Below are 18,236 nucleotides of genomic sequence, written 5' to 3'. Positions count from 1 at the left end.
GGCGTCCCGGGACGGCACACCTAGAGGTTGTAGCCGCCCGACACCTCCAGGTTCTGGGCGGTGACCCAGCGGCTCTCGTCGGAGACGAGCGTGGCGATCATCGCGCCGATGTCGTCGGGTTCGCCGACGCGGCCGAACGCGGTCTTCGCGGCGAGGGCCGGGACGACCTCGGGGAACCGGGTGAAGGCGTCGTCGCCGAGGCGGGTGCGGGTCGCCCCGGGCGAGACCGCGTTGACCCGGATGCCACGGCCGCTGAACTCCTTGGCCATGTAGCGGGTCAGCACGTCCAGGCCGCCCTTCATGCCGGCGTACACCGAGTAGCCGGGCTCCAGGCCGGTGGTCGTGGACGCCGAGTTGCTGCTCGTGTTGACGATGGCGCCGCCGTCCGTGATCAGCGGCAGCAGCTTCTGCGTGAGGAAGTACGGACCCTTGAGCAGGACCCGCATCAGCCTGTCGAACGCCTCCTCGGTCGTGTCCTCGATCAGCGAGGTCTGTGCGAAGCCGGCGTTGTTCACCAGGTGGTCGAAGGAGTCGCGCTGCCAGGTGTCGCGCAGCACTCCGGCCACGGTGTCGCGGAACGCGTCGAAGGTGCCGGTCTCGCCGACGTCCAGCGGCAGCGCGACGGCCGTTCCGCCTTCCTTCTCGATGAGGGCGACGGTCTCCTGTGCTCCTTGCGGATTGTTGCCGTAGGTCAGGATGACTCCGACTCCGCGCTTGGCGATCTCGATCGCGGCGCTCCGTCCGATGCCGGAGCTGGCGCCGGTGACGATGGCGACCTTCATGGTGGTCCTCCCGGGTGCGGTCGTATGGAGCTCGATGACTCCATTCAACCGGCCTGACCTGCGGAAACGTTATAACGATGCTCGCTCGCGCTTGCACGATCCTCGCGTCCTCGGGAGCTGTGGCACGTGAGAGTGCTGCAATGGAGGCATGCAGCTGGAAGAGTTCCGCACCCTGCTGGACCGGCACGTCCGGCCCGACTGGACGACCGCCGTCGACGGCGTCCTGATCTCCAGGGTCGACCGGCCGGATCCGCCGGCGCCCTCCATGTCGGGCACGGTGCTGGCGGTCATCGCCCAGGGCTCCAAACGCCTCGCGCTGGGCGACCGGGTCTTCGAGTACGGTCCCGGGCAGTACCTGGTCGCATCCGTCGACCTACCTGTCACCGGTCAGTTCACCCAGGCCGGCCCCGAGCAGCCGGCGCTGGGGTTCGGGCTCGTCCTGGAACCGTCCGCCGTCGCCGAGTTGCTGCTGCGGGCCGGGCCCGCCGACACTCCGCGCACGACCGGAGGTGCGCCGTCGGGGATCGCCGTCAGCGACGCCTCGCCCGCCCTGCTGGATGCGGTGATCCGGCTCCTGCGCCTGCTCGACGAACCCCGCGACCGGGCGGTACTCGCCCCGCTGGTCAAACGGGAGATCCTGTGGCGCGTCATCACCGGTGAACAGGGCGCGACGGTTCGCCAGCTCGGCCTCGCCGACAGCAGTCTCAGCCATGTCTCGCGGGCCGTGCGCTGGATCCGCGACCACTACGCGCAGCCCTTCCGGGTCGAGGACGTGGCACGGATGTCCGGCATGAGCGTCTCCGCCTTCTACCGCAACTTCCAGGCGGTGACTGCGATGAGCCCCATCCAGTTCCAGAAGCAGATCCGGCTCCAGGAGGCCCGGCTGCTGCTCGCCACCCACCCGGGCGACGTCACCGGAGTGGGCCACCGCGTCGGCTACGACAACCCGTCCCAGTTCAGTCGCGAGTACCGCCGCCAGTTCGGCGCCCCGCCCAGCCAGGACGCCGCCCGCCTGCGCGACGCGGTGCGCACACCGGCGGGGGCCCTGCCCTGAGCCTTCTGGGGAGCGTCCGGCGGACCGGGTTCCTGCCCTAGATCGCGCAGCCGTTCGGGCCGGGTACGCCGTCGATCCAGTTGGTGCTGTTCTCGATGTAGTAGCTGGACACGATCCCGTACTTGTCCCAGCCCCGCGGCGAGACCATCACCCAGTACGGGTTGCCGCCGACCGTCTGGCCCGGGATCTGGCAGTACACGAGCACCTCGTCCCAGGAGTTGATCTGGCCGATGACCGTGGGGCAGTTCGAAGTGCTCGGTGAGGTGGAGCAGTTGCCCTGGTTCATGTCGCGGACGTTGACCCCGTTCGCCCACACGCCGTACCAACCGCGGCCGTGCCCGTCGGCCGCGGCGCTCTGAGCGGTGGTGAACACGAGGGCGAGCGCCCCGGCGGCGGCGAGTGCCGCGGTCCTCTTGCGCATGTCGTTCCTTTCGATGCCGTGGCGGGTCGGCTCGCGGGAGGTTTTCCCGCACTCATCGCCCCGCACTGTAGGCAGCCCCGAGAGCCCTTGGTCCCTGACATCTGTCAGGGACCAAGGGCTTGGACCGGCGGCAAGGCCTGGCCACTCGGAAGTGGCCGGGCCGGCAAAGCCGCCAGGGCGGCCCGGGCCTGACACCGAGGTCCGGGCCGCCCGGTATCCCCTACGACTCGGGGCTACTGCTCACTGCGGCCACCCGCCAGGTGGAAGTTGATGCGCTCCTTGACCACCGGGAACCCCGCCTTGGCGAAGTTCCGGGCCATGGGGAAGTTGCCCAGGTCCGTTGCTCCGGTGACGAACTCCGCGCCCTGCTCGACCAGGAAGTGGGTGCACTCCGCGAGGAGGTCGTAGGCGTAGCCGTGGCCGCGCTGTTCCGGGACGACCCCGATGAAGCCGATCGTCGGGCCGGAGGGGTTGTGAGCCGGGATGTGGATGCCGGCCAGCTCGCCCTCCGGGGTGTGCGCGACCTGCCACCACTCCCGTGGGGACGGGCACCAGTGGAAGAAGTCGAGCTCCTCCTGGGCGGCCTGGTCGAGGCCGCCTTCCGCGATGGCCCGCAGCGCGTGGGCGTCAAGGGTGACGGAGTGGATGCGGCGCAGTGCGTCGAAGAAGACGGCGTCATCGGGCTCGGTAACGAAGCGCAGCCGGCCGGGCCGTTCGGGCAGACCGAGTTCCGGGGTCCAGCGGTACAGGAAGCGTTCCACCAGGAGTTCGTAGCCGGCCGCACGCGCGGCACCGAAGCGGGCCTCGGCTGCGGCCTTCAGGTCGGGCTTCTCCCGCCAGTCGCCGGGCAGGTTGATCTCGAGTTCGACGTGCCAGGGAGCGGAGCGCAGCAGTTCGGCGCCGGCCTCCTCCTCACCCTCGGCCACGTCGAACCAGTTGATGTTGATGGGCTCCGAGTCGTCGGGACCGCCCCACCAGGCGCCGCGAGCGACGACCGTGCCGTCGCGCAGGGCAACTCGCTTCCACTCGGGGCGGAAACGGGTCCGCAGGTGGCCCTCACGGGCGTCCAGCGGGTCGGGGTGTGCGTCGAAGAGATGGGCGTCGCTCGTCGAGAGCGCGCGGATGACCAGATCGGTCACGGATTCCTCCGGGATACAGGCTGCTTGGAGCGCTCCCGGTCAGATCAGACGAAACACGCCGGGGCAACGGAAAGGGAGCGCTGGAAAGGTGTGGACCGCACGGCACTCGCCTCCTTCCGTCCGTCTCAAGGCGTGGAACCACACCGTACGTGATCTTCGGCTGGTCCGTCCATGGGTTTTTCGCGTGGGTGTGCAGGGTCGTCAAGAGCGCTCTCAAGACCTTCTCGGATGCCCTCGGAGCTTAAGCGGGACTTAGGGGAGAGTTAAGCGGTCGTGGTCATTCCGTGGCTTTTCAAGTTCCCGCAGTTCAGGGACGTTTGCTCACGATGCAGACCCGTTGGCCGTTGCGGCGAGCGTGCGTAGCATCGGGGCCCGTCGGTGGCGAACGAGACGCGTTCCGAGAGCGCTCTCACCGCTACGTGCCCCCTCGCCACCGCGGCCCAAGTACCCGCACAAGTACTCCGGGAGACCCCCCACATGACACCCCGTCACCAGCGCACTCTTGGTCGACGCAGGCTTCTCTTCGCCCTCGGCGGCACGGCGGTGGCCGTCCCCGCCATCGCCGCCGTGGCTCCGTACGCCCTCGCGGATGCGCCCGCGGGCGGTGCCGCGTCTGCCGCGGCGGACTCGCTGCCGCTGACGATCGTCAACGACAGCGGCTCCTTCGACAACGCCAACGTCCACGTCTACATCGTCGGGAACCAGGACGGCAGGCAGGTGCGCGTCACGCCCGACGGCACCCTGGCGCCGATCGCCCTGGCGGACAACGGCCCCGACGGCTTCACCGACTACGCCATCAGCCTGTCCGGCGGCGGCGAGACCCGGCTGTCCCTCCCCCACATGTCCGGCCGGATCTATGTGTCGCTCGGCACGAAGCTCAAGTTCAAGGCCGTCGCGGACGGCAACGGCAATGCGGCGCTGCAGTATCCCGCGGGCTGGGTGACGTCGGACCCGAACCACCCGGTGCTGCACGACTGCGCCGAGTTCACCTTCAACGCCGCCGGAATGTTCTGCAACACCACGATGGTCGACATGTTCAGCGTGCCGCTGAGCATCCGGCTGACCGGGGCCAAGGACCAGACGACGGGCAAGCTGCGCGCCGGTGGACGCGCGGCCGCGTTCGCCGCCGTGCGCCAGGTCGAGGAGTTCGCGCGGCTCGTTGTGGACGACACACGTATCGTCGCGCCGGGCCACGGCCTGGACTCCGGCCTCTTCGCCAAGGACTACTTCGCCCCGTCCATCGACGAGGTCTGGAGCACGTACACCGGGCGAGACCTCACCGTCACCACCAACGCGGGTACGTTCACGGGGCGGGTTCGCGGTGAGCGGTTCACCTTCGACGGGCCCGCTCAGGTGTCCTTCGCCAAGCCGTCGACACGGGACGTGCTGTTCTGCGACGGCAATCTCGCCGCCCCCAACGACGGCACGACCGGTCCCGTCGCCGCCGTCCTCGGCGCCGGCTTCAACCGCTCGACGCTGATCGGCCACCCCGCGCAGCCGACGACCGACGCCGCCACCTTCTACCGTGCCGACGTGACCAACCACTACGCCAAGGCGATGCACGCGGCCCACGAGGACGGCAAGGCGTACGGCTTCGCCTTCGACGACGTCGCGGACTTCGCCTCGTACATCCAGGACACGGCACCGACGGGGATCAAGCTGACACTCACGCCGTTCGAGGGCTGACGGGGGCCCGGGCGCGGGGCTCCCCCGGCGGCTCCGGATGCAGGGTTTGCTCAGGCGTTGAATGGTGTTAACAGACCCGATGACCGCACCGGGCCCGAAGAAGTCACCCGGATCCGAGGAGCAGAGATGATGCCGACGTCCCAGCCCGAAGCGTCCGGGCCGTCCGGGGAGCGCGTCACCCCGGACGACCTGCTCCACGCCCGCACCGGCACCGATGTGTCGCCCGAGGACATAGTGCTTGCCTCAGGCAAGGACCTCACCCCGCGCAATCTGGAATGGGCCAAGCGCAAGCTGGAGGCCGAGGGTCCCTCCGCCCTCGACAAGCTGCTGCCCTAGCCTGACCGGCCAGGTTCACACGGGCCGCCTACGGGTGCGCGACGACACCCGGGGCGGCCGCGTGCGGCTGGTCCCTGCCCGCAGCCTCACCGACCAGCCTCGTCCTCGCCCTCGTCCAGGCACAGCACCGGCACCCGCTGCACGAGGTTGTTGGCGAAGCCTCCGCGGTTCCAGGGCTGGTCCAAAGGCTGGGTGTGACCGTCGGCGTCGGTGGCCCGGGCACTCAGCACGTGCTCGCCGGGGAGCGCCGTCCAGCCGTACCGCCACCGGCGCCACGCCCACCGATGCCCGTCACCCGGGTCCAGCCCGGCCTCCTGCCAGGTCCGCCCCGCGTCCGTGCTGACCTCTACACGCGTCACCGGGGCGCGCCCGGACCAGGCGCGCCCCTCCAGGGTCACCGTCCCGGGCCGGACCACGCGTGCCCTCGACATGAAGTCGGGGAAGCCCGGCGGGACGAGCAGGGCGCGGGGGGCGATGCGGGTGACCGGCTCGCCCTCGTCCTCGGGGTGCCGGCGCAGCCGGTAGGCCACGGCCTGCTGGAACCCCGTGAACGGCTCGTCGACGACGGTGACCTCGCACAGCCACTTCACATGCGCCATGCCGTACCAGCCGGGCACGACCAGCCGCAGCGGGCGGCCGTGCTGCGGGGGCAAGGGGGCGCCGTTCATCGCGTACGCCACCAGCACCTCGGGATCGTCGCCCATGGCCACGTCGAGGGGCAGCGCGCGCTGGTAGTCCTGCTCGACGCCGCGCTCGACACCGTGGTCGGCGCCGGTGAAGACGACCTCGACCGCTCCGGGCTCGATTCCGGCCTCGGCGAGCAGCAGCCGCAGTGGCACGCCGGTCCACTCGGCGGTGCCGACCGCCTCGACGAGCCAGGGCTGGCTCACCGGCCGGGGCGTCAGCAGGGCCCGGCCGTTGCCGGCGCACTCCAGCGTGACCCGTGTGGTGACCTGCGGGAACGTACGCAGGTCGGCCTGGTTCAGTCGCAGGGGGCGGCGGACCCGGCCGCCCAGGGTCAGGTTCCAGGAGGTGTCGTCGGGGACGTACGGGATGTCGTAGTGGGTCAGTACGTAGTGCAGCCCGGGCGGGGTGATGTCGTGGCGCAGGGCTTCGAGCGGCAGGCCGTGATTTCTGGCCGCGAGCGCCAGTTCGTCCCGGCCGATGCCCTCCTCGGGGGCGGCCAGCCTGGCCGGTGCGCTCGCGTCGGCGAGTCGATGCCCCATACCTGCATTATCGGCCTATGGCGAGCATTTCGGCTTCGGGTCCGGCATGCTCTCCCGGCGGTGGGCGGGGGCCTTGCGGCATCGGCAGGGTGCAGGCGCAACTTCCCTGTCTCCCCCGGCACTTCACATCGCCGTCCGCCGGCACTTCACGTCGTCAAAGGTTTCCGGCTCACCCTTTCGAAGGGGTCTCGCGGCTGCCAGACTCCTGAAGGTGCCCGACTTCGACATGCTCGTCATCGGATCCGGCCCGGGTGGCCAGAAGGCCGCGATAGCCGCGGCCAAGCTCGGCCGCCGGGTCGCCGTCGTCGACCGCCCCGACATGGTCGGCGGTGTCTCCATCCACACCGGGACCATCCCCTCCAAGACCCTGCGCGAGGCGGTGCTGTATCTGACCGGCCTCACCCAGCGCGATCTGTACGGCCAGAGCTACCGGCTGAAGGAGGACATCACCGTCTCCGACCTGACCGCCCGTACCCAGCACGTGGTCGGCCGCGAGGTGGACGTCATCCGCAGCCAGCTGTCCCGCAACCACGTCGCCCTGTACGCCGGAACGGGGCGCTTCGTCGATCCCCACACCGTCGCCCTGCGCGAGGTCACCGGCCAGGAGCGGCTGCTGACCGCCGAGCACATCGTCATCGCCACCGGCACCCGGCCCGCTCGGCCCGCCAGTGTGGAGTTCGACGGGCGGACGATCCTGGACTCGGACAACGTCCTGGCGCTGGAGCGGGTGCCGCGCTCCATGGTGATCGTGGGTGCCGGGGTGATCGGCATGGAGTACGCCTCGATGTTCGCCGCGCTGGGCAGCAAGATCACTGTGGTGGAGAAGCGTGCCGGGATGCTCGACATGTGCGACGTCGAGGTGATCGAGTCGCTCAAGTACCACCTGCGGGACCTCGCGGTGACGTTCCGCTTCGGCGAGACGGTCGCCGCGGTCGAGCGGCATTCCCGTGGCACCCTCACCCTCCTGGAGAGCGGCAAGAAGATCCCCGCCGACGCGGTGATGTACTCGGCGGGCCGGCAGGGCCTCACCGACGAACTCGACCTGGACAAGGCCGGGCTGACCGCGGACCCGCGCGGCCGGATCACGGTCGACGAGCACTACCGCACCGAGGTGGCGCACATCTACGCCGTCGGCGACGTCATCGGCTTCCCCGCGCTGGCCGCGACATCGATGGAGCAGGGGCGGGCGGCCGCGTACCACGCCTGCGGGGAGCCCGTCGGCCGGATGCACAACCTCCAGCCGATCGGTATCTACACCATCCCGGAGATCAGCTTCGTGGGGAGGACCGAGGACCAGCTCACCGAGGACCGGGTGCCGTTCGAGGTCGGCATCTCGCGCTACCGCGAACTGGCCCGTGGGCAGATCATCGGTGACTCGCACGGCATGCTGAAGCTGCTGGTCTCCCCCGAGGACCGCACGCTGCTCGGTGTGCACTGCTTCGGTACGGGGGCGACGGAGCTCATCCACATCGGGCAGTCCGTGATGGGGTGCGGCGGAACCGTCGACTATCTGGTCGACGCGGTGTTCAACTACCCGACGCTGGCGGAGTCGTACAAGGTCGCCGCCCTCGACGCCACGAACAGGCTGCGCCAGATCGACCACATCGGGGACTGAGCCTCCCGAACCTCCTCAGGTGTCCACGCCGCCCTCGGGAAGGTCGGCGTCGTCCTCGACCACGTGCATCGCGGCCTCCTCCGCGCCGGCCGCTCCGCCGTCGATGCCCCGGTCGAAGGCGACCTGCTCCTTGGTGGTGCCGGCGTGGGCGCCCTCGTCCGGTGCGACCAGGCGGCCCGCGCGATCGGTGCCCGCCTCCGGGTCGACGGGTTCGCCGTCGCCGCCCGGCAGGTCACCGACGCCGTCACCGACGGGCTCGGTCACGTCGGGGACCTCCTGGGTGAGCCGCTCGTCGAGGCTCTCACCGGCGTGCTGTTCGGCGGCCGTGGTGCCGTACTTGGTGACGCCCAGCGGCTTCTCGGGCGGGGAGTAGCCCTCGTCGAGGGTGTCGTCGTAGGTCCGCTCGTCCAAGGCGTCCTGGAGGTCCGGCGGAGCCGCGTCCTGCTGTTCCTCGTTGCCTCCGACGGGCTGGTACGCGTTGTCGGCCATCGGCTCTGCGGGCGTGTGTTCGGTGCCCATGGCTGCCTCCTCACTCGCGCGCGGCGGCGGGTTGTGCCGGTGCATGTCCTGAACCGCGTTTCCCGTTGTGCGTTCTCCAACCCCGATAGATCTCATGGCCCTTGAAGCATCAAGGAGTGTGGCTATCATCACTCGCACACACGGCGTGACTGCACGACGACGCAACGGCGTACAGTGTCCGCCACCCCCGTTCGGCCGCCCCTGACCCGAGGTCATCCCTCTCCGGTTCGTGGCGTTGTTCCACCCCCCACCCCCTTACGCCGTCGGGGCCGGCCCGCCCCCACGTCGTGCACGACGGAAAGCAGCGCATCCATGAGCAACAACAGGGGAAGAGGGCTGCAGGCCAATGCCCTCGGTACGTTCGACACGGTGGTGATGGCGATCGCGGGCAGTGCCCCCGCGTACTCGATCGCCGCGACCACGGCGGTCCTCGTCGGCGCGGTGGGCCTGGCAAGCCCGGCCGCGCTGCTGTACTGCGCGATACCCATGCTGGGCATCGCCCTGGCCTACAGCTATCTCAGCCGGATCGACGTGAACGCGGGCGCCAGTTACTCCTGGGTCGGCCGTACCCTGCATCCCTTCCTGGGCTTCATCAGCGGCTGGGCGCTGGTGATCTCGGCGACCATCTTCATGGTGGCCGGTTCGCTGCCCGCCGGATCGATGACGCTCGCCGTCTTCGACGAGGACCTCGCCGACAACACCGCGCTGTCCACAGTGGTCGGCGCCGGCTGGTTCCTGGTCATGCTGCTCGTGGTGCTGGGCGGCGCGCGGCTGACCGTCCGCGCGCAGCTGGTGATGTCCGGCGTCGAGCTGGTAATACTGGCCGTGTTCGCGGTACTCGCCCTGCTCCACGCGGACAACGCCCGGGCGTTCGACTGGTCCTGGCTCGGCTTCGGCCACTTCGACGGGGTCACGGGATTCGCGTCGGGGGCGCTGATCGCCGCGTTCTACTACTGGGGCTGGGACGTCACCAGCAACCTCAGCGAGGAGACCCGCAACAGCCGCCGTACGACGGGCCTGGCGGGGCTCATCGGAGTCGGCATCGTCTTCCTGCTGTTCGAGGTGTTCACGATCGCGGTGAACGTCATCCTCTCCTCGAAGCAGATCCAGGACAACGACGCCAACGTACTGGCCGTGCTCGGTGAGGAGGTGTGGCCGGGCTGGGGCGGCAAGTTGCTGATCGTTGCGGTGATGCTGTCCACCATCGCCACCCTGGAGACCACGCTCATCCAGGTCACGCGCTCGCTGTTCGCGATGGGCCGGGACCGTACGATGCCGTCCGCGCTGGGCCGCGTGCACCGCCGCTGGAACACGCCGTGGGTGGCGATCGCGGTGGTCGGCGTGGTGGCGCTGGGGATGTTCGTCGCCGCCAACTCCCTGGGCACGGTGGGCGAGATCCTCTCCGACGCCATCTCGGCGATCGGGCTGCAGATCGCCGTCTACTACGGGCTGACAGGGCTCGCGGTGGTCGTCGCCTATCGCAGGATGCTGCTGAAGTCGGTGGGCAACTTCGTACTCGGCGGCGTGTGGCCGTTGTTCGGTGCCCTGTTCATGTTCTGGATCTTCGTCGAGTCGCTGGGCGAGCTGAGCACGTCCGCGATCACGATCGGCATCGGCGGTCTGGCGGCCGGGCTGATCCCGATGCTCTGGTACTGGCGGCAGGGCAGCGACTACTACCGGCCGGCGAAACTGGACGCCGCCGAGACCGTCGAGGCGGACTACGTTCCCGCCGGCGGTGACGGCAGCAGGTCCGGCACCGACTCCCTTGTCCACGAGGGTCTTCCCACCGATTTCTGAGAGAGCCCTCGATGGCGAAAGACCGCTTCGTTCCCGACTTCGACCCCGACTGCGGTGACGCCGCCCTCACCTGTGCCCGCCAGGACATCGTCATCGGCCGCTGGCAGGGGCTGCGGGAACTGCTGCGCGCAACCGGCCCCGACTGGCTGGTCCGCGGGCATCGGACCCGGCTGCTCGCGCAGGCCTGCGTGAGCAGTTCGACGGCGGAGTCGTGGCTGGCCGCCGAGCCGCACAGCGCCGACGCGCTGGTGCTGCGGGCGGCGACGGAGACGGCCCGGGCGTTCAACCTGGCGATCACCGCGGGCCGGGGCGTGCCGATCGACCGGCAGCGCATCGACACCGCGGTGCTGTCGTGCCTGAAGGCCGCCGACTCCTACCCGGACGATCCGACGCCGTGGATCTCGCTGATCTCCGTGGCGCGGCTGTATCCGTCGGGCGTACGGCGGCAGGAACTGGCGCGCTGGTGGGACGAGTTGCACCAGCGCGACCCGTTCAGCGTGGAGGGGCACCTCCAGGTGCTGCACTACTACTCCTCCCGCTGGCACGGCACCCACGGCCTGATGTACGACTTCGCCCGGGACGCGGCCGGCGTGGCACCGCCCGGCTGCCCGTTGCCGGTGCTCGTGCAGTACGCCCGGGTCGAGGAGTTCCGCTACGCCCTGGACGCGGCCCGGGGGCAGCATGCCTCGGTCGGTCTCGGACAGCACTGGAGCAACGACGGCGCCGCCAGTGACGTACGCCGGACCTGGGAGCGCTGGATCATGGGCCGCGCCGACAGCACCGTGTCCCCCGGCGAGCTCCGCGACCTCAACTACCTGACCCACGCGGCCTGTCACGCGGGCGCGCACGACATCGCCGCGGCGTTGTTCCGGATCCTGCAGCGCCGGGCCACGCGGGCGCCCTGGGCGTACACCGGCGATCCGGACAAGCAGTTCGTCAAGTGGCGCAGGGAGGTGGGGTTGCGGGGGTGATCGGCGATCGGCACGCCGTCGGGGAACGGGCGGCGCATAGCAGCGGGCCCGGACGGTGTGCCGCGAGGAACCTGCCGCTCACAGCGCCCCGCGCCGGACGAGCACGGCGAGCACGATCAGCCCGGGTATCAGCGGCAGCCACACCGTCAGCAGCCGGTAGCCGAGTACGGCGGAGGCGGCCACGGTGGCCGGGGCGCCGGCCGCGGTGAGCGCGAGGGCGAGCACGGCATCGAGGGAGCCGATGCCTCCGGGTGTGGGCAGCAGGGCCGCCGCGGTGCTCGCGGCGAGGTACAGCAGCGCGACCCGGGCCGGCGGGAGGGGCAGCTCGACCGCACGGCTGACGGCGATCAGCACGGCGCAGTGCAGCGTCACGAAGGCCAGCGAGCCGCCCCACAGGGCCGCCGCCCTCACCGGTCTCGCGTGGACGGCGACGATGTACGCCCATGCCGCGGCCGGTGCCCGCCGGCACCGGAGCCGGAGGGGGCCGCTCAGCAGGACGATCGCGGCGGCGACCGCGGCGCACCCGGCGATCAGGACTCCCCCGCTGACGTGCGGGAGGTGCAGCACACCGGGATTGGCGGCGAAGAGGACGGCGATCAGGGCGCCGCGCAGGACCGCGCCGGCGGTGCCCTTGACCGCGATGGCGGTGGCCGCAGCGGCCATCGGCATGCCGCAGCGTATGAGAAACCGCAGGTTCACCGCGCCGGCACCGAGTCCGGCGGGCAGCACGTGGTTGGCCGCGGAGGCGGCGAACTGCCCTGCCACGAGTCGGCCGGGCGGCAGCCGACGGGGCACCGCACCCTGCTGGGCGAGCGCCGAGCAGGGCCACGTCACCAGCGTGGCCGCGGCGGCCACGAGCAGCCAGCCCCGGTCGGCGACGGCAAGGCGCACCGCGCCGGTCTCGAGCACGGCCCAGTGACGCCGGGCCAGCCACACCACGGCCACGAGGACGGCGAGCGTGAGCAGGGCGTGCCAATAGGTCCGTCGGCGCTGGGGTGCGGCGAGGAACTGCTCCGACGTCATGCCCCTCCGCCCGCGCCCCGCGCCGGGGCGATGCGGACTTCCAGGCCGTCGAGGCGGTGCAGCTCCCAGCCGCGGGCGTACCGGGGAGGTGTGCTGCCGGGATTGGTGAGGGCGCCGACCGGGACCCTTCGGGCGGACCGCAGGATGTCGGCCGTGGTGGTGTTGGCGTTGTTGCCGCTGGTCGCGCCGGAGTCGCAACCGGTGTAGTACCCGACCGGAATGGCTTCGTGCCCGGTGAGCAGGCAGGGCGGGCGCACGCCGAGCCGGTGGAGTTCGGCGGCGGAGCGAGCCCAGGCCTCACGGTTGCCGGTGGTGCGGTCCACGGTGTGGTCCAGAACCGCGTACTGCACGGCCAGGTGCCCGGCCAGACCGAGCGCGATCACGGCAGCCACCGCCGGACGCCACCGGCCGGTCGGCTTGGTGACCAGGCGGAGCAGCGCCTGCGCGACCGGGATGGCGAGGAGGGCGTAGGCGGGCAGCAGGAAGCGGGGGGCGGCGTATCCGATCAGGAACAGGTACGGGAAGGCGGCCGTCGCGGCGCAGAGCAGCGGGACCAGGGTGCGGGTGGTGCGTCCGTCCAGGACGGCGACTGCGAGCGCGTAGGCGGCGAGCAGGGGGAGGACGAACCACCAGGCGTAGACGGCCGGGTCGGGCATCTCGCCGTTGCAGGGCCTGCACAAGGTGTTTCCGACCAGGCTGCGCAGCTGGTCGTCGACGGCGAGGTTCCAGCCCAGGTCGCCCTGGATGCGGGAGGCCTGGTTCAGCCGCTCGCGCAGACCGCCGTAGCTGACGAACGCCTCGACCACCCACGGGACGCCCCCGGCCAGGAGCCCCGCCGCGAGAGCGGCCCCGAGCCGCCAGTGCCGTACCGCGACGACGAGGACTAGCAGGGGCAGCGTGACCCATACGGCGTCGGTGGGCCGCATCCACGCCATCAGCGCGGCACCGGCCAGGACGCCCCACAGGGCCCATCGGTCGAAGCGGTCCGCGCGGGCCCGCAGGAAGCAGCCCACGCAGAGCAGGGCACCGAACGCGACCCAGAGGTTGGGCATGGCCTGCGGGCCGTAGAAGAGGGTCACCCAGAGGGAGGCGAAGAGGGCTCCGGCGCCTGCCAGGACGCGGGCCGGGAACAGGCCGCGCCAGACGCGCAGGGTCAGGTACAGGGCGAGTCCGGACAGGATGGCGATGTAGACGCGCAGCAGTGTCGTGGACGACGACCAGGAGGCGATGGGCCACACCAGCAGGGTGACGCCACGCGCGCGTGGCGCGCTGAAGAACGCGGCCGGCGCGTCGGTGCCGACCTGGCTGACGTACACGATCTCGTCCCAGCCGAAGCCCATCGAGGGCCGTACGAGGAGGAGTTGAGCGAGGGTGAAAGCCCCGGCCACCGCCGCGAGCAGGCCGTGGCCGCGTGCCTGCCACGGCCTTCCGGACGCGAGGGTCTCGTCGCGCCGTCCCACGCTCGTGAGCATGGGCTTCGTGCCGTGGGCCATCGTCCACCCCTCACCCCTACGAGTCGTAGGGTTCCGAGCCCCGCGGCCGGGCGAGTTGGCCGACGGGGGAACCGAGAAATCATCACAAACACGGACAAACTAACGCGCAGGGCACAGACGTGCAGTGTGATGTTCGGCCAGGTGCCTGACAGGGACGTCCTCGGCTGTGTGTCAGTCGTGCGGGAACGAGTGGTGCTCGTGGGCGACGACCCAGCGGCCGCCCTCCTTGCGCAGACCGAGCGTCAGACGCAGGCGCAGGGTGGGGCGTTCGGTGAGTTCGTCCGCGGTTCCGCAGCGCAGGAGGGCGTGGGCGTACGCCACGTCGGCGCCCGCGGTGACGTCGAGTGACTCGATCGCGAAGGAGGCGCCCTGGGCCTGCCACTCGAAGAACGGCGGCCAGGTGGCGCGGTACGCCGGCAGGCCGCGGATGCCGTCGTGGGGTGGCGGTACGTCGAACATGACGATGTCCTCGGCGTGGTCGGCGAGGACGCCGTCGAGGTCACCCCGGTGGACCGCGTCGGCCCAGGTGGTGATCAGTGTGCGGATCTGCGTGCTGTCGTCGTCCGGCATGGTGCGCGCCTCCCTCGCCCCCCTCGTGATGGCCCGTGATGACCTGTGATGACCTGTGATGAGGAGAATCCCCTCTTTCCAGGAGACTCCACGGACCGCCGGAAGTCATCGCCGACCGGGTGACACACTCTGCTGTGTGGCCCTGACCTTCGACGATCTCCTGACCCGTGCCCGGTCCCTCCCTCGCGACGGACGCCGCGCCGTCCTGGGCATCGCCGGCAGCCCCGGGTCGGGCAAGACGACGCTCGCCGAGCAACTGGTGCGGGAGCTGAACGGTGCCGGGGATCCCTGGGTCGCACATGTGCCCATGGACGGCTTCCACCTCGCCGACGTGGAGCTGGACCGGCTCGGCCGCCGGGACCGCAAGGGCGCGCCCGACACGTTCGACGCGGCGGGGTACGCGGCGCTGCTGCGGCGCCTGCGCGAGGAATCCGACGGTGACACCGTGTACGTGCCCGGCTTCGAGCGGGTTCTCGAGCAGCCCATCGCGGGCGCCGTGCCGGTGGAGGCCACGGCCCGGCTGGTGGTGACCGAGGGCAACTACCTGCTGCTGGACACGGGTGCGTGGGCGAGGGTACGCCCGCAACTGGACGAGGTGTGGTTCTGCGAGCTCGACGAGCCGGAGCGCCTGCGGCGGCTGATCGCGCGGCACGAGGAGTTCGGCAAGCCGCACGACGAGGCGGTGGCCTGGGTGCTGCGCTCGGACGAGCCCAACGCGGAGCTGGTCGCCGCGACCCGGGACCGGGCCGACCTGGTGGTGCCGGCCACGGTGGTGCCCGTCCCGCACGGTCCGTCGACGGCCCGTGCGGGGGCTTGAGGACCGCCCATACGGTCCGCAGGACCGGCCTATACGGCCTTCAGCGTCAGCTCCGGTTCTCCGTGCGCGTCGCCCGCCGCCTCGCCGACCACGGCGGTGAACGCCTCCGTGCGGACCGTCAGGCCCGGACCGACCTGGGCGAAGGCGGGCGCGAACGGGCCCGTCGCTCCGTGGCGTCCTGCTCCGTACCGTACGGCGAAGACGTGCAGGTCCTGCGGTGCGCCGGGGGCCGGCTCGGCCTCCAGCGCCGTGGAGCCGACCAGGTGGCTCCAGCCCAGGTCGGGGTTGCCGTAGCCGCGAGGGTCGGCCGCGAGGGCGAAGGCCGCCTCCTCCTGGGTCCGGTCCGCGCGGGCGTCGAAGTGCTCCGCGCCGTCCGACTCCGGGTGCGTCAGGCGGAGTTCCCCGGCCGACGTGACGTCGGCGTCCGCGGTCCTGCGCACGCGTTCGCCGTCGTCGGTGGCGTACGGCAGGCCCGCGAGCAGATACGGCGTGCCGGGCAGCCGTTCCACCGCGACCGTCACCCAAAGGGCCGTGCCGTCGGTGACGTACAGGGACCGGACATGGCGCAGGACGTGGTCGCGGCCGACGACCGGCTTGGTGACCAGCTTGGCCGTGAGACCGTCGGCGCGGACGTCCCGGACGCGGACCTCGCCCATCGGGCGGCAGAAGAGGAAGCCGTCCGTCACGGGGCCGAAGCCGTGCTGCCGGTTCACCGCCGCCGGGAGGTAGTACGTGCCGCCCGCCTCGACCAGGGACGGGGTCATACGGTCGTCGAAGGCCACCGAGACCGAACCCGCGCGGAGCTGGTGGCGGGCCGGGGCCGGGGACGGGGTGCGGTGCCAGCGCGCGGTGTCCTGGATCTGCCAGACCAGCATCCAGGCGAAGTGGCCGTCGACTCCGCCGTCCGCCTTGACCGCGTGCCGGCCCCACCGGGTGTCGCCCCGGTAGCGCCCCAGGTCGGAGCCGATGCGCCGGCTGAAGTAGCGCAGGCCGAGGACCGACTCGAAGCCGCTGTGCTGCTCGCTGTAGCGCGGGCCGCCGTTGTCGAAGCCGCCGCCGGGCAGGCGGGCGTCGATGTAGCGGGCGAGCGCGTCGCCGTCCTCGGCGAAGATCTCCTCACCGCTGACCCGGTGGGCCTGGGCGAGGAAGGACAGGGAGATCGGGCCGTAGTTGTTGTCGTAGGCGCCGCCGTGCTCGGGAGGCAGCAGTGCGCCGCGGTCGGCGACCCGGTGGGCGCGGATCTTGTCGCCGTACAGGGCGATCGCGCGCGAGCGCACCACCTCGCGCCGGCCCGGCGGGAGGTGGCGGGCCAGCATCAGGCCGCCGACGACGCAGCCGATGGCCTGGTTGCCGGCCTCCTGCGGATTGAAGAAGGTCGCCTCGGTCAGCCAGCGCCAGTAGCCGTGCGCCACCTCGATCAGCTCGGCACGCTGCTCGTCCTCTACGAGGCCCTCCGCGAGGTCCAGCACGTTGACCGCCTGGAGCAGCGCCCACACCGTGCTCGGCCAGTCGCCGATGGGATGGGCGCCGGGGGCGAGGGTGTAGCGGGCGTACGGCAGACCGCAGTTGCGGGCCCGCAGGTTCGGGTAGCCGGGGTTGTCCTCGGTGTGGACCCGCTCGCGCAGATGGAAGGCGAGGCTGCGGCGCACCGCCTGAGGCAGGCGCGGGTCCTGGCCGCGCTGCCAGGCCAGGGCGAGGAGTGAGGTGACGCCGAGCGAGGTGTCGCCGATGTCGTCGACACAGTCGGGGTGTTCCAGGTTGCCCTCCGGCGTGAGCCGGGCCAGGGCCTGTTCGGCGACGCCGGCGAGGACGGCGTCGTACGCCTCAGGGTTGTCCGGGAGGTCGTGCAGGGCGCCGAGCTGGCGAGGGAGATGCACGGGTGTCAGCCCTTCATGCCGGAGGTGGCCATGCCTTCCACCAGCCTCTTCTGGAAGATGAGGAAGCAGATGAGGGTGGGCAGGAGGGCGAGTGTCGACATGGCGAACATCGCGCCGTAGGAGGAGCCGCTGGTCTGGTCGAGGAACAGCGTCAGGCCCAGGGGGACGGTGAACTTGTCGTTCTGCTGAAGGTAGACGAGCTGGTGCAGGAAGTCGTCGTAGGTCCAGATGAAGGTGAAGATCGTGGTGGTGATCAGCGCCGGCTTCATCAGCGGCAGGATGATCTTCCAGTAGATCTTCCACGGGTTGGCGCCGTCGACCATGGCCGCCTGGTCCAGCTCGCGCGGGATGGAACGGATGAACTGGACCATCAGGAAGATGAAGAAGGCGTCCACCGCGAGGAACTTCGGCACGATCAGCGGCAGGAACGTGTTGATCCAGGTCAGGTTGTAGAAGATCGTGTACTGCGGGATCAGGACGGCCTGGGTGGGCAGCATCAGCGTGCCGAGCATCAGGCCGAACCAGATCTTCTTGCCGCGGAACTCGAAGCGCGCGAAGGCGTAGGCGGCCAGCGAGCAGGAGATGACGTTTCCGATCACCGCGCCGATCGTCACGATCAACGAGTTGGTGATGTAGAGGGAGAAGGAGTTGCCGGAGCCGCTCCAGCCCTCGGAGTAGTTCTCGGGGCGCAGCGCGGTCGGGATGAGCCCGGGGTGGGTGAAGATCTCGGTGTCGGGCTTGAGGGAGCTGCTGAGCATCCACATCAGCGGGTAGAGCATGACGATCGCCACGCCGATGAGCACGGTGTGGATGAAGATACGGCGGCTGCCGGTGGCCGTGCGGAGCTTGTGCAGCGGCGACGTCGAGGACCGGGGCGGGGTGATGGCGGACATGGGTGAAGGGCTCCTCG

General features: G+C 70.7%; 17 protein-coding genes. 7 read left to right on the top strand and 10 right to left on the bottom strand.

All coding sequences use genetic code 11. From position 1 onward, the window contains the following. Positions 1-20 precede the first annotated feature (20 nt). On the bottom strand, positions 21-782 hold the full coding sequence (locus tag ACWGDB_RS01545) for an SDR family NAD(P)-dependent oxidoreductase (RefSeq protein ID WP_453820521.1): 762 nt from the start codon (positions 780-782) through the stop codon (positions 21-23). A 148-nt stretch (positions 783-930) separates the two neighbouring features. On the opposite strand from ACWGDB_RS01545, the gene ACWGDB_RS01540 reads away from it, so the two are divergent. Further along, a complete protein-coding gene (locus ACWGDB_RS01540) occupies positions 931-1,836 on the top strand; it encodes an AraC family transcriptional regulator (RefSeq protein WP_453820520.1) in 906 nt (301 codons plus the stop codon). Positions 1,837-1,873: 37 nt separating this feature from the next. Here the strand turns inward: ACWGDB_RS01540 and ACWGDB_RS01535 are convergent, their stop codons facing one another. Next, the gene (locus tag ACWGDB_RS01535; protein ID WP_453820519.1) at positions 1,874-2,257 is read right to left on the bottom strand and encodes a hypothetical protein; all 384 of its coding nucleotides are present in this window, start codon (positions 2,255-2,257) and stop codon (positions 1,874-1,876) included. A 233-nt stretch (positions 2,258-2,490) separates the two neighbouring features. Further along, the gene (locus tag ACWGDB_RS01530) at positions 2,491-3,396 is read right to left on the bottom strand and encodes a GNAT family N-acetyltransferase (protein WP_453820518.1); all 906 of its coding nucleotides are present in this window, start codon (positions 3,394-3,396) and stop codon (positions 2,491-2,493) included. Between the two features lie 477 nt (positions 3,397-3,873). On the opposite strand from ACWGDB_RS01530, the gene ACWGDB_RS01525 reads away from it, so the two are divergent. After that, positions 3,874-5,082 carry a beta-1,3-glucanase family protein gene (locus ACWGDB_RS01525; RefSeq protein WP_453820517.1) on the top strand — a complete coding sequence of 403 codons (1,209 nt, stop codon included), beginning with the start codon at positions 3,874-3,876 and terminating at the stop codon, positions 5,080-5,082. A gap of 129 nt (positions 5,083-5,211) precedes the next feature. After that, on the top strand, positions 5,212-5,418 hold the full coding sequence (locus ACWGDB_RS01520) for a hypothetical protein (RefSeq protein ID WP_453820746.1): 207 nt from the start codon (positions 5,212-5,214) through the stop codon (positions 5,416-5,418). Positions 5,419-5,504: 86 nt separating this feature from the next. Here the strand turns inward: ACWGDB_RS01520 and ACWGDB_RS01515 are convergent, their stop codons facing one another. Further along, entirely contained in the window at positions 5,505-6,644 is a 1,140-nt protein-coding gene (locus ACWGDB_RS01515; protein ID WP_453820516.1) for a sulfite oxidase, read from the bottom strand. A 211-nt stretch (positions 6,645-6,855) separates the two neighbouring features. On the opposite strand from ACWGDB_RS01515, the gene sthA reads away from it, so the two are divergent. Further along, a complete protein-coding gene (gene sthA, locus ACWGDB_RS01510) occupies positions 6,856-8,259 on the top strand; it encodes a Si-specific NAD(P)(+) transhydrogenase (RefSeq protein WP_453820515.1) in 1,404 nt (467 codons plus the stop codon). Positions 8,260-8,274: 15 nt separating this feature from the next. Here sthA and ACWGDB_RS01505 read toward each other — a convergent pair whose 3' ends face one another. Further along, on the bottom strand, positions 8,275-8,778 hold the full coding sequence (locus ACWGDB_RS01505) for a DUF5709 domain-containing protein (protein WP_453820514.1): 504 nt from the start codon (positions 8,776-8,778) through the stop codon (positions 8,275-8,277). A 312-nt stretch (positions 8,779-9,090) separates the two neighbouring features. On the opposite strand from ACWGDB_RS01505, the gene ACWGDB_RS01500 reads away from it, so the two are divergent. Then, complete coding sequence (locus ACWGDB_RS01500; RefSeq protein ID WP_453820513.1) at positions 9,091-10,575, top strand: APC family permease; 1,485 nt, start codon at positions 9,091-9,093, stop codon at positions 10,573-10,575. A gap of 11 nt (positions 10,576-10,586) precedes the next feature. After that, the gene (locus ACWGDB_RS01495; protein ID WP_453820512.1) at positions 10,587-11,546 is read left to right on the top strand and encodes a hypothetical protein; all 960 of its coding nucleotides are present in this window, start codon (positions 10,587-10,589) and stop codon (positions 11,544-11,546) included. 78 nt (positions 11,547-11,624) lie between these two features. On the opposite strand, the gene ACWGDB_RS01490 is transcribed toward ACWGDB_RS01495, so the two are convergent. From ACWGDB_RS01490 to ACWGDB_RS01480, 3 genes are all read right to left on the bottom strand, one after another. Then, positions 11,625-12,569: a lysylphosphatidylglycerol synthase transmembrane domain-containing protein gene (locus ACWGDB_RS01490; RefSeq protein WP_453820511.1), complete on the bottom strand. Its 945-nt coding sequence runs from the start codon at positions 12,567-12,569 to the stop codon at positions 11,625-11,627. After that, the gene (locus ACWGDB_RS01485) at positions 12,566-14,062 is read right to left on the bottom strand and encodes a hypothetical protein (RefSeq protein WP_453820510.1); all 1,497 of its coding nucleotides are present in this window, start codon (positions 14,060-14,062) and stop codon (positions 12,566-12,568) included. Before ACWGDB_RS01485 ends, ACWGDB_RS01490 begins: the two co-directional genes overlap by 4 nt. Before the next feature lie 171 nt (positions 14,063-14,233). Continuing rightward, entirely contained in the window at positions 14,234-14,632 is a 399-nt protein-coding gene (locus tag ACWGDB_RS01480; RefSeq protein WP_453820509.1) for a YybH family protein, read from the bottom strand. A 136-nt stretch (positions 14,633-14,768) separates the two neighbouring features. Here ACWGDB_RS01480 and ACWGDB_RS01475 point away from each other — a divergent pair, with 136 nt between their 5' ends. After that, positions 14,769-15,449, top strand: a complete 681-nt coding sequence (locus tag ACWGDB_RS01475; RefSeq protein WP_453820508.1) for a nucleoside/nucleotide kinase family protein — start codon at positions 14,769-14,771, stop codon at positions 15,447-15,449. A gap of 29 nt (positions 15,450-15,478) precedes the next feature. Here ACWGDB_RS01475 and ACWGDB_RS01470 read toward each other — a convergent pair whose 3' ends face one another. Together ACWGDB_RS01470 and ACWGDB_RS01465 are read right to left on the bottom strand one after the other, a co-directional pair. Then, positions 15,479-17,326, bottom strand: coding sequence for a hypothetical protein (locus ACWGDB_RS01470; RefSeq protein ID WP_453820507.1), 1,848 nt, complete (start codon positions 17,324-17,326; stop codon positions 15,479-15,481). A gap of 5 nt (positions 17,327-17,331) precedes the next feature. Next, a complete protein-coding gene (locus ACWGDB_RS01465) occupies positions 17,332-18,219 on the bottom strand; it encodes a carbohydrate ABC transporter permease (RefSeq protein WP_453820506.1) in 888 nt (295 codons plus the stop codon). Between the last annotated feature and the right edge of the window lie 17 nt (positions 18,220-18,236).

The sequence above is a fragment of the Streptomyces sp. NPDC055013 genome (assembly GCF_053608645.1).
This window is presented reverse-complemented; position numbering and strand designations above follow the sequence as displayed.

What these genes read in the sequence shown, in the direction of transcription:
- ACWGDB_RS01480 (WP_453820509.1), bottom strand. Translation starts at nt 14,632, where the DNA reads ATGCCGGACGACGACAGCACGCAGATCCGCACACTGATCACCACCTGG.
- ACWGDB_RS01535 (WP_453820519.1), bottom strand. Translation starts at nt 2,257, where the DNA reads ATGCGCAAGAGGACCGCGGCACTCGCCGCCGCCGGGGCGCTCGCCCTC.
- ACWGDB_RS01485 (WP_453820510.1), bottom strand. Translation starts at nt 14,062, where the DNA reads ATGGCCCACGGCACGAAGCCCATGCTCACGAGCGTGGGACGGCGCGAC.
- ACWGDB_RS01465 (WP_453820506.1), bottom strand. Translation starts at nt 18,219, where the DNA reads ATGTCCGCCATCACCCCGCCCCGGTCCTCGACGTCGCCGCTGCACAAG.
- ACWGDB_RS01545 (WP_453820521.1), bottom strand. Translation starts at nt 782, where the DNA reads ATGAAGGTCGCCATCGTCACCGGCGCCAGCTCCGGCATCGGACGGAGC.
- ACWGDB_RS01540 (WP_453820520.1), top strand. Translation starts at nt 931, where the DNA reads ATGCAGCTGGAAGAGTTCCGCACCCTGCTGGACCGGCACGTCCGGCCC.
- ACWGDB_RS01515 (WP_453820516.1), bottom strand. Translation starts at nt 6,644, where the DNA reads ATGGGGCATCGACTCGCCGACGCGAGCGCACCGGCCAGGCTGGCCGCC.
- ACWGDB_RS01500 (WP_453820513.1), top strand. Translation starts at nt 9,091, where the DNA reads ATGAGCAACAACAGGGGAAGAGGGCTGCAGGCCAATGCCCTCGGTACG.
- ACWGDB_RS01525 (WP_453820517.1), top strand. Translation starts at nt 3,874, where the DNA reads ATGACACCCCGTCACCAGCGCACTCTTGGTCGACGCAGGCTTCTCTTC.
- ACWGDB_RS01490 (WP_453820511.1), bottom strand. Translation starts at nt 12,569, where the DNA reads ATGACGTCGGAGCAGTTCCTCGCCGCACCCCAGCGCCGACGGACCTAT.
- ACWGDB_RS01495 (WP_453820512.1), top strand. Translation starts at nt 10,587, where the DNA reads ATGGCGAAAGACCGCTTCGTTCCCGACTTCGACCCCGACTGCGGTGAC.
- ACWGDB_RS01520 (WP_453820746.1), top strand. Translation starts at nt 5,212, where the DNA reads ATGCCGACGTCCCAGCCCGAAGCGTCCGGGCCGTCCGGGGAGCGCGTC.
- ACWGDB_RS01505 (WP_453820514.1), bottom strand. Translation starts at nt 8,778, where the DNA reads ATGGGCACCGAACACACGCCCGCAGAGCCGATGGCCGACAACGCGTAC.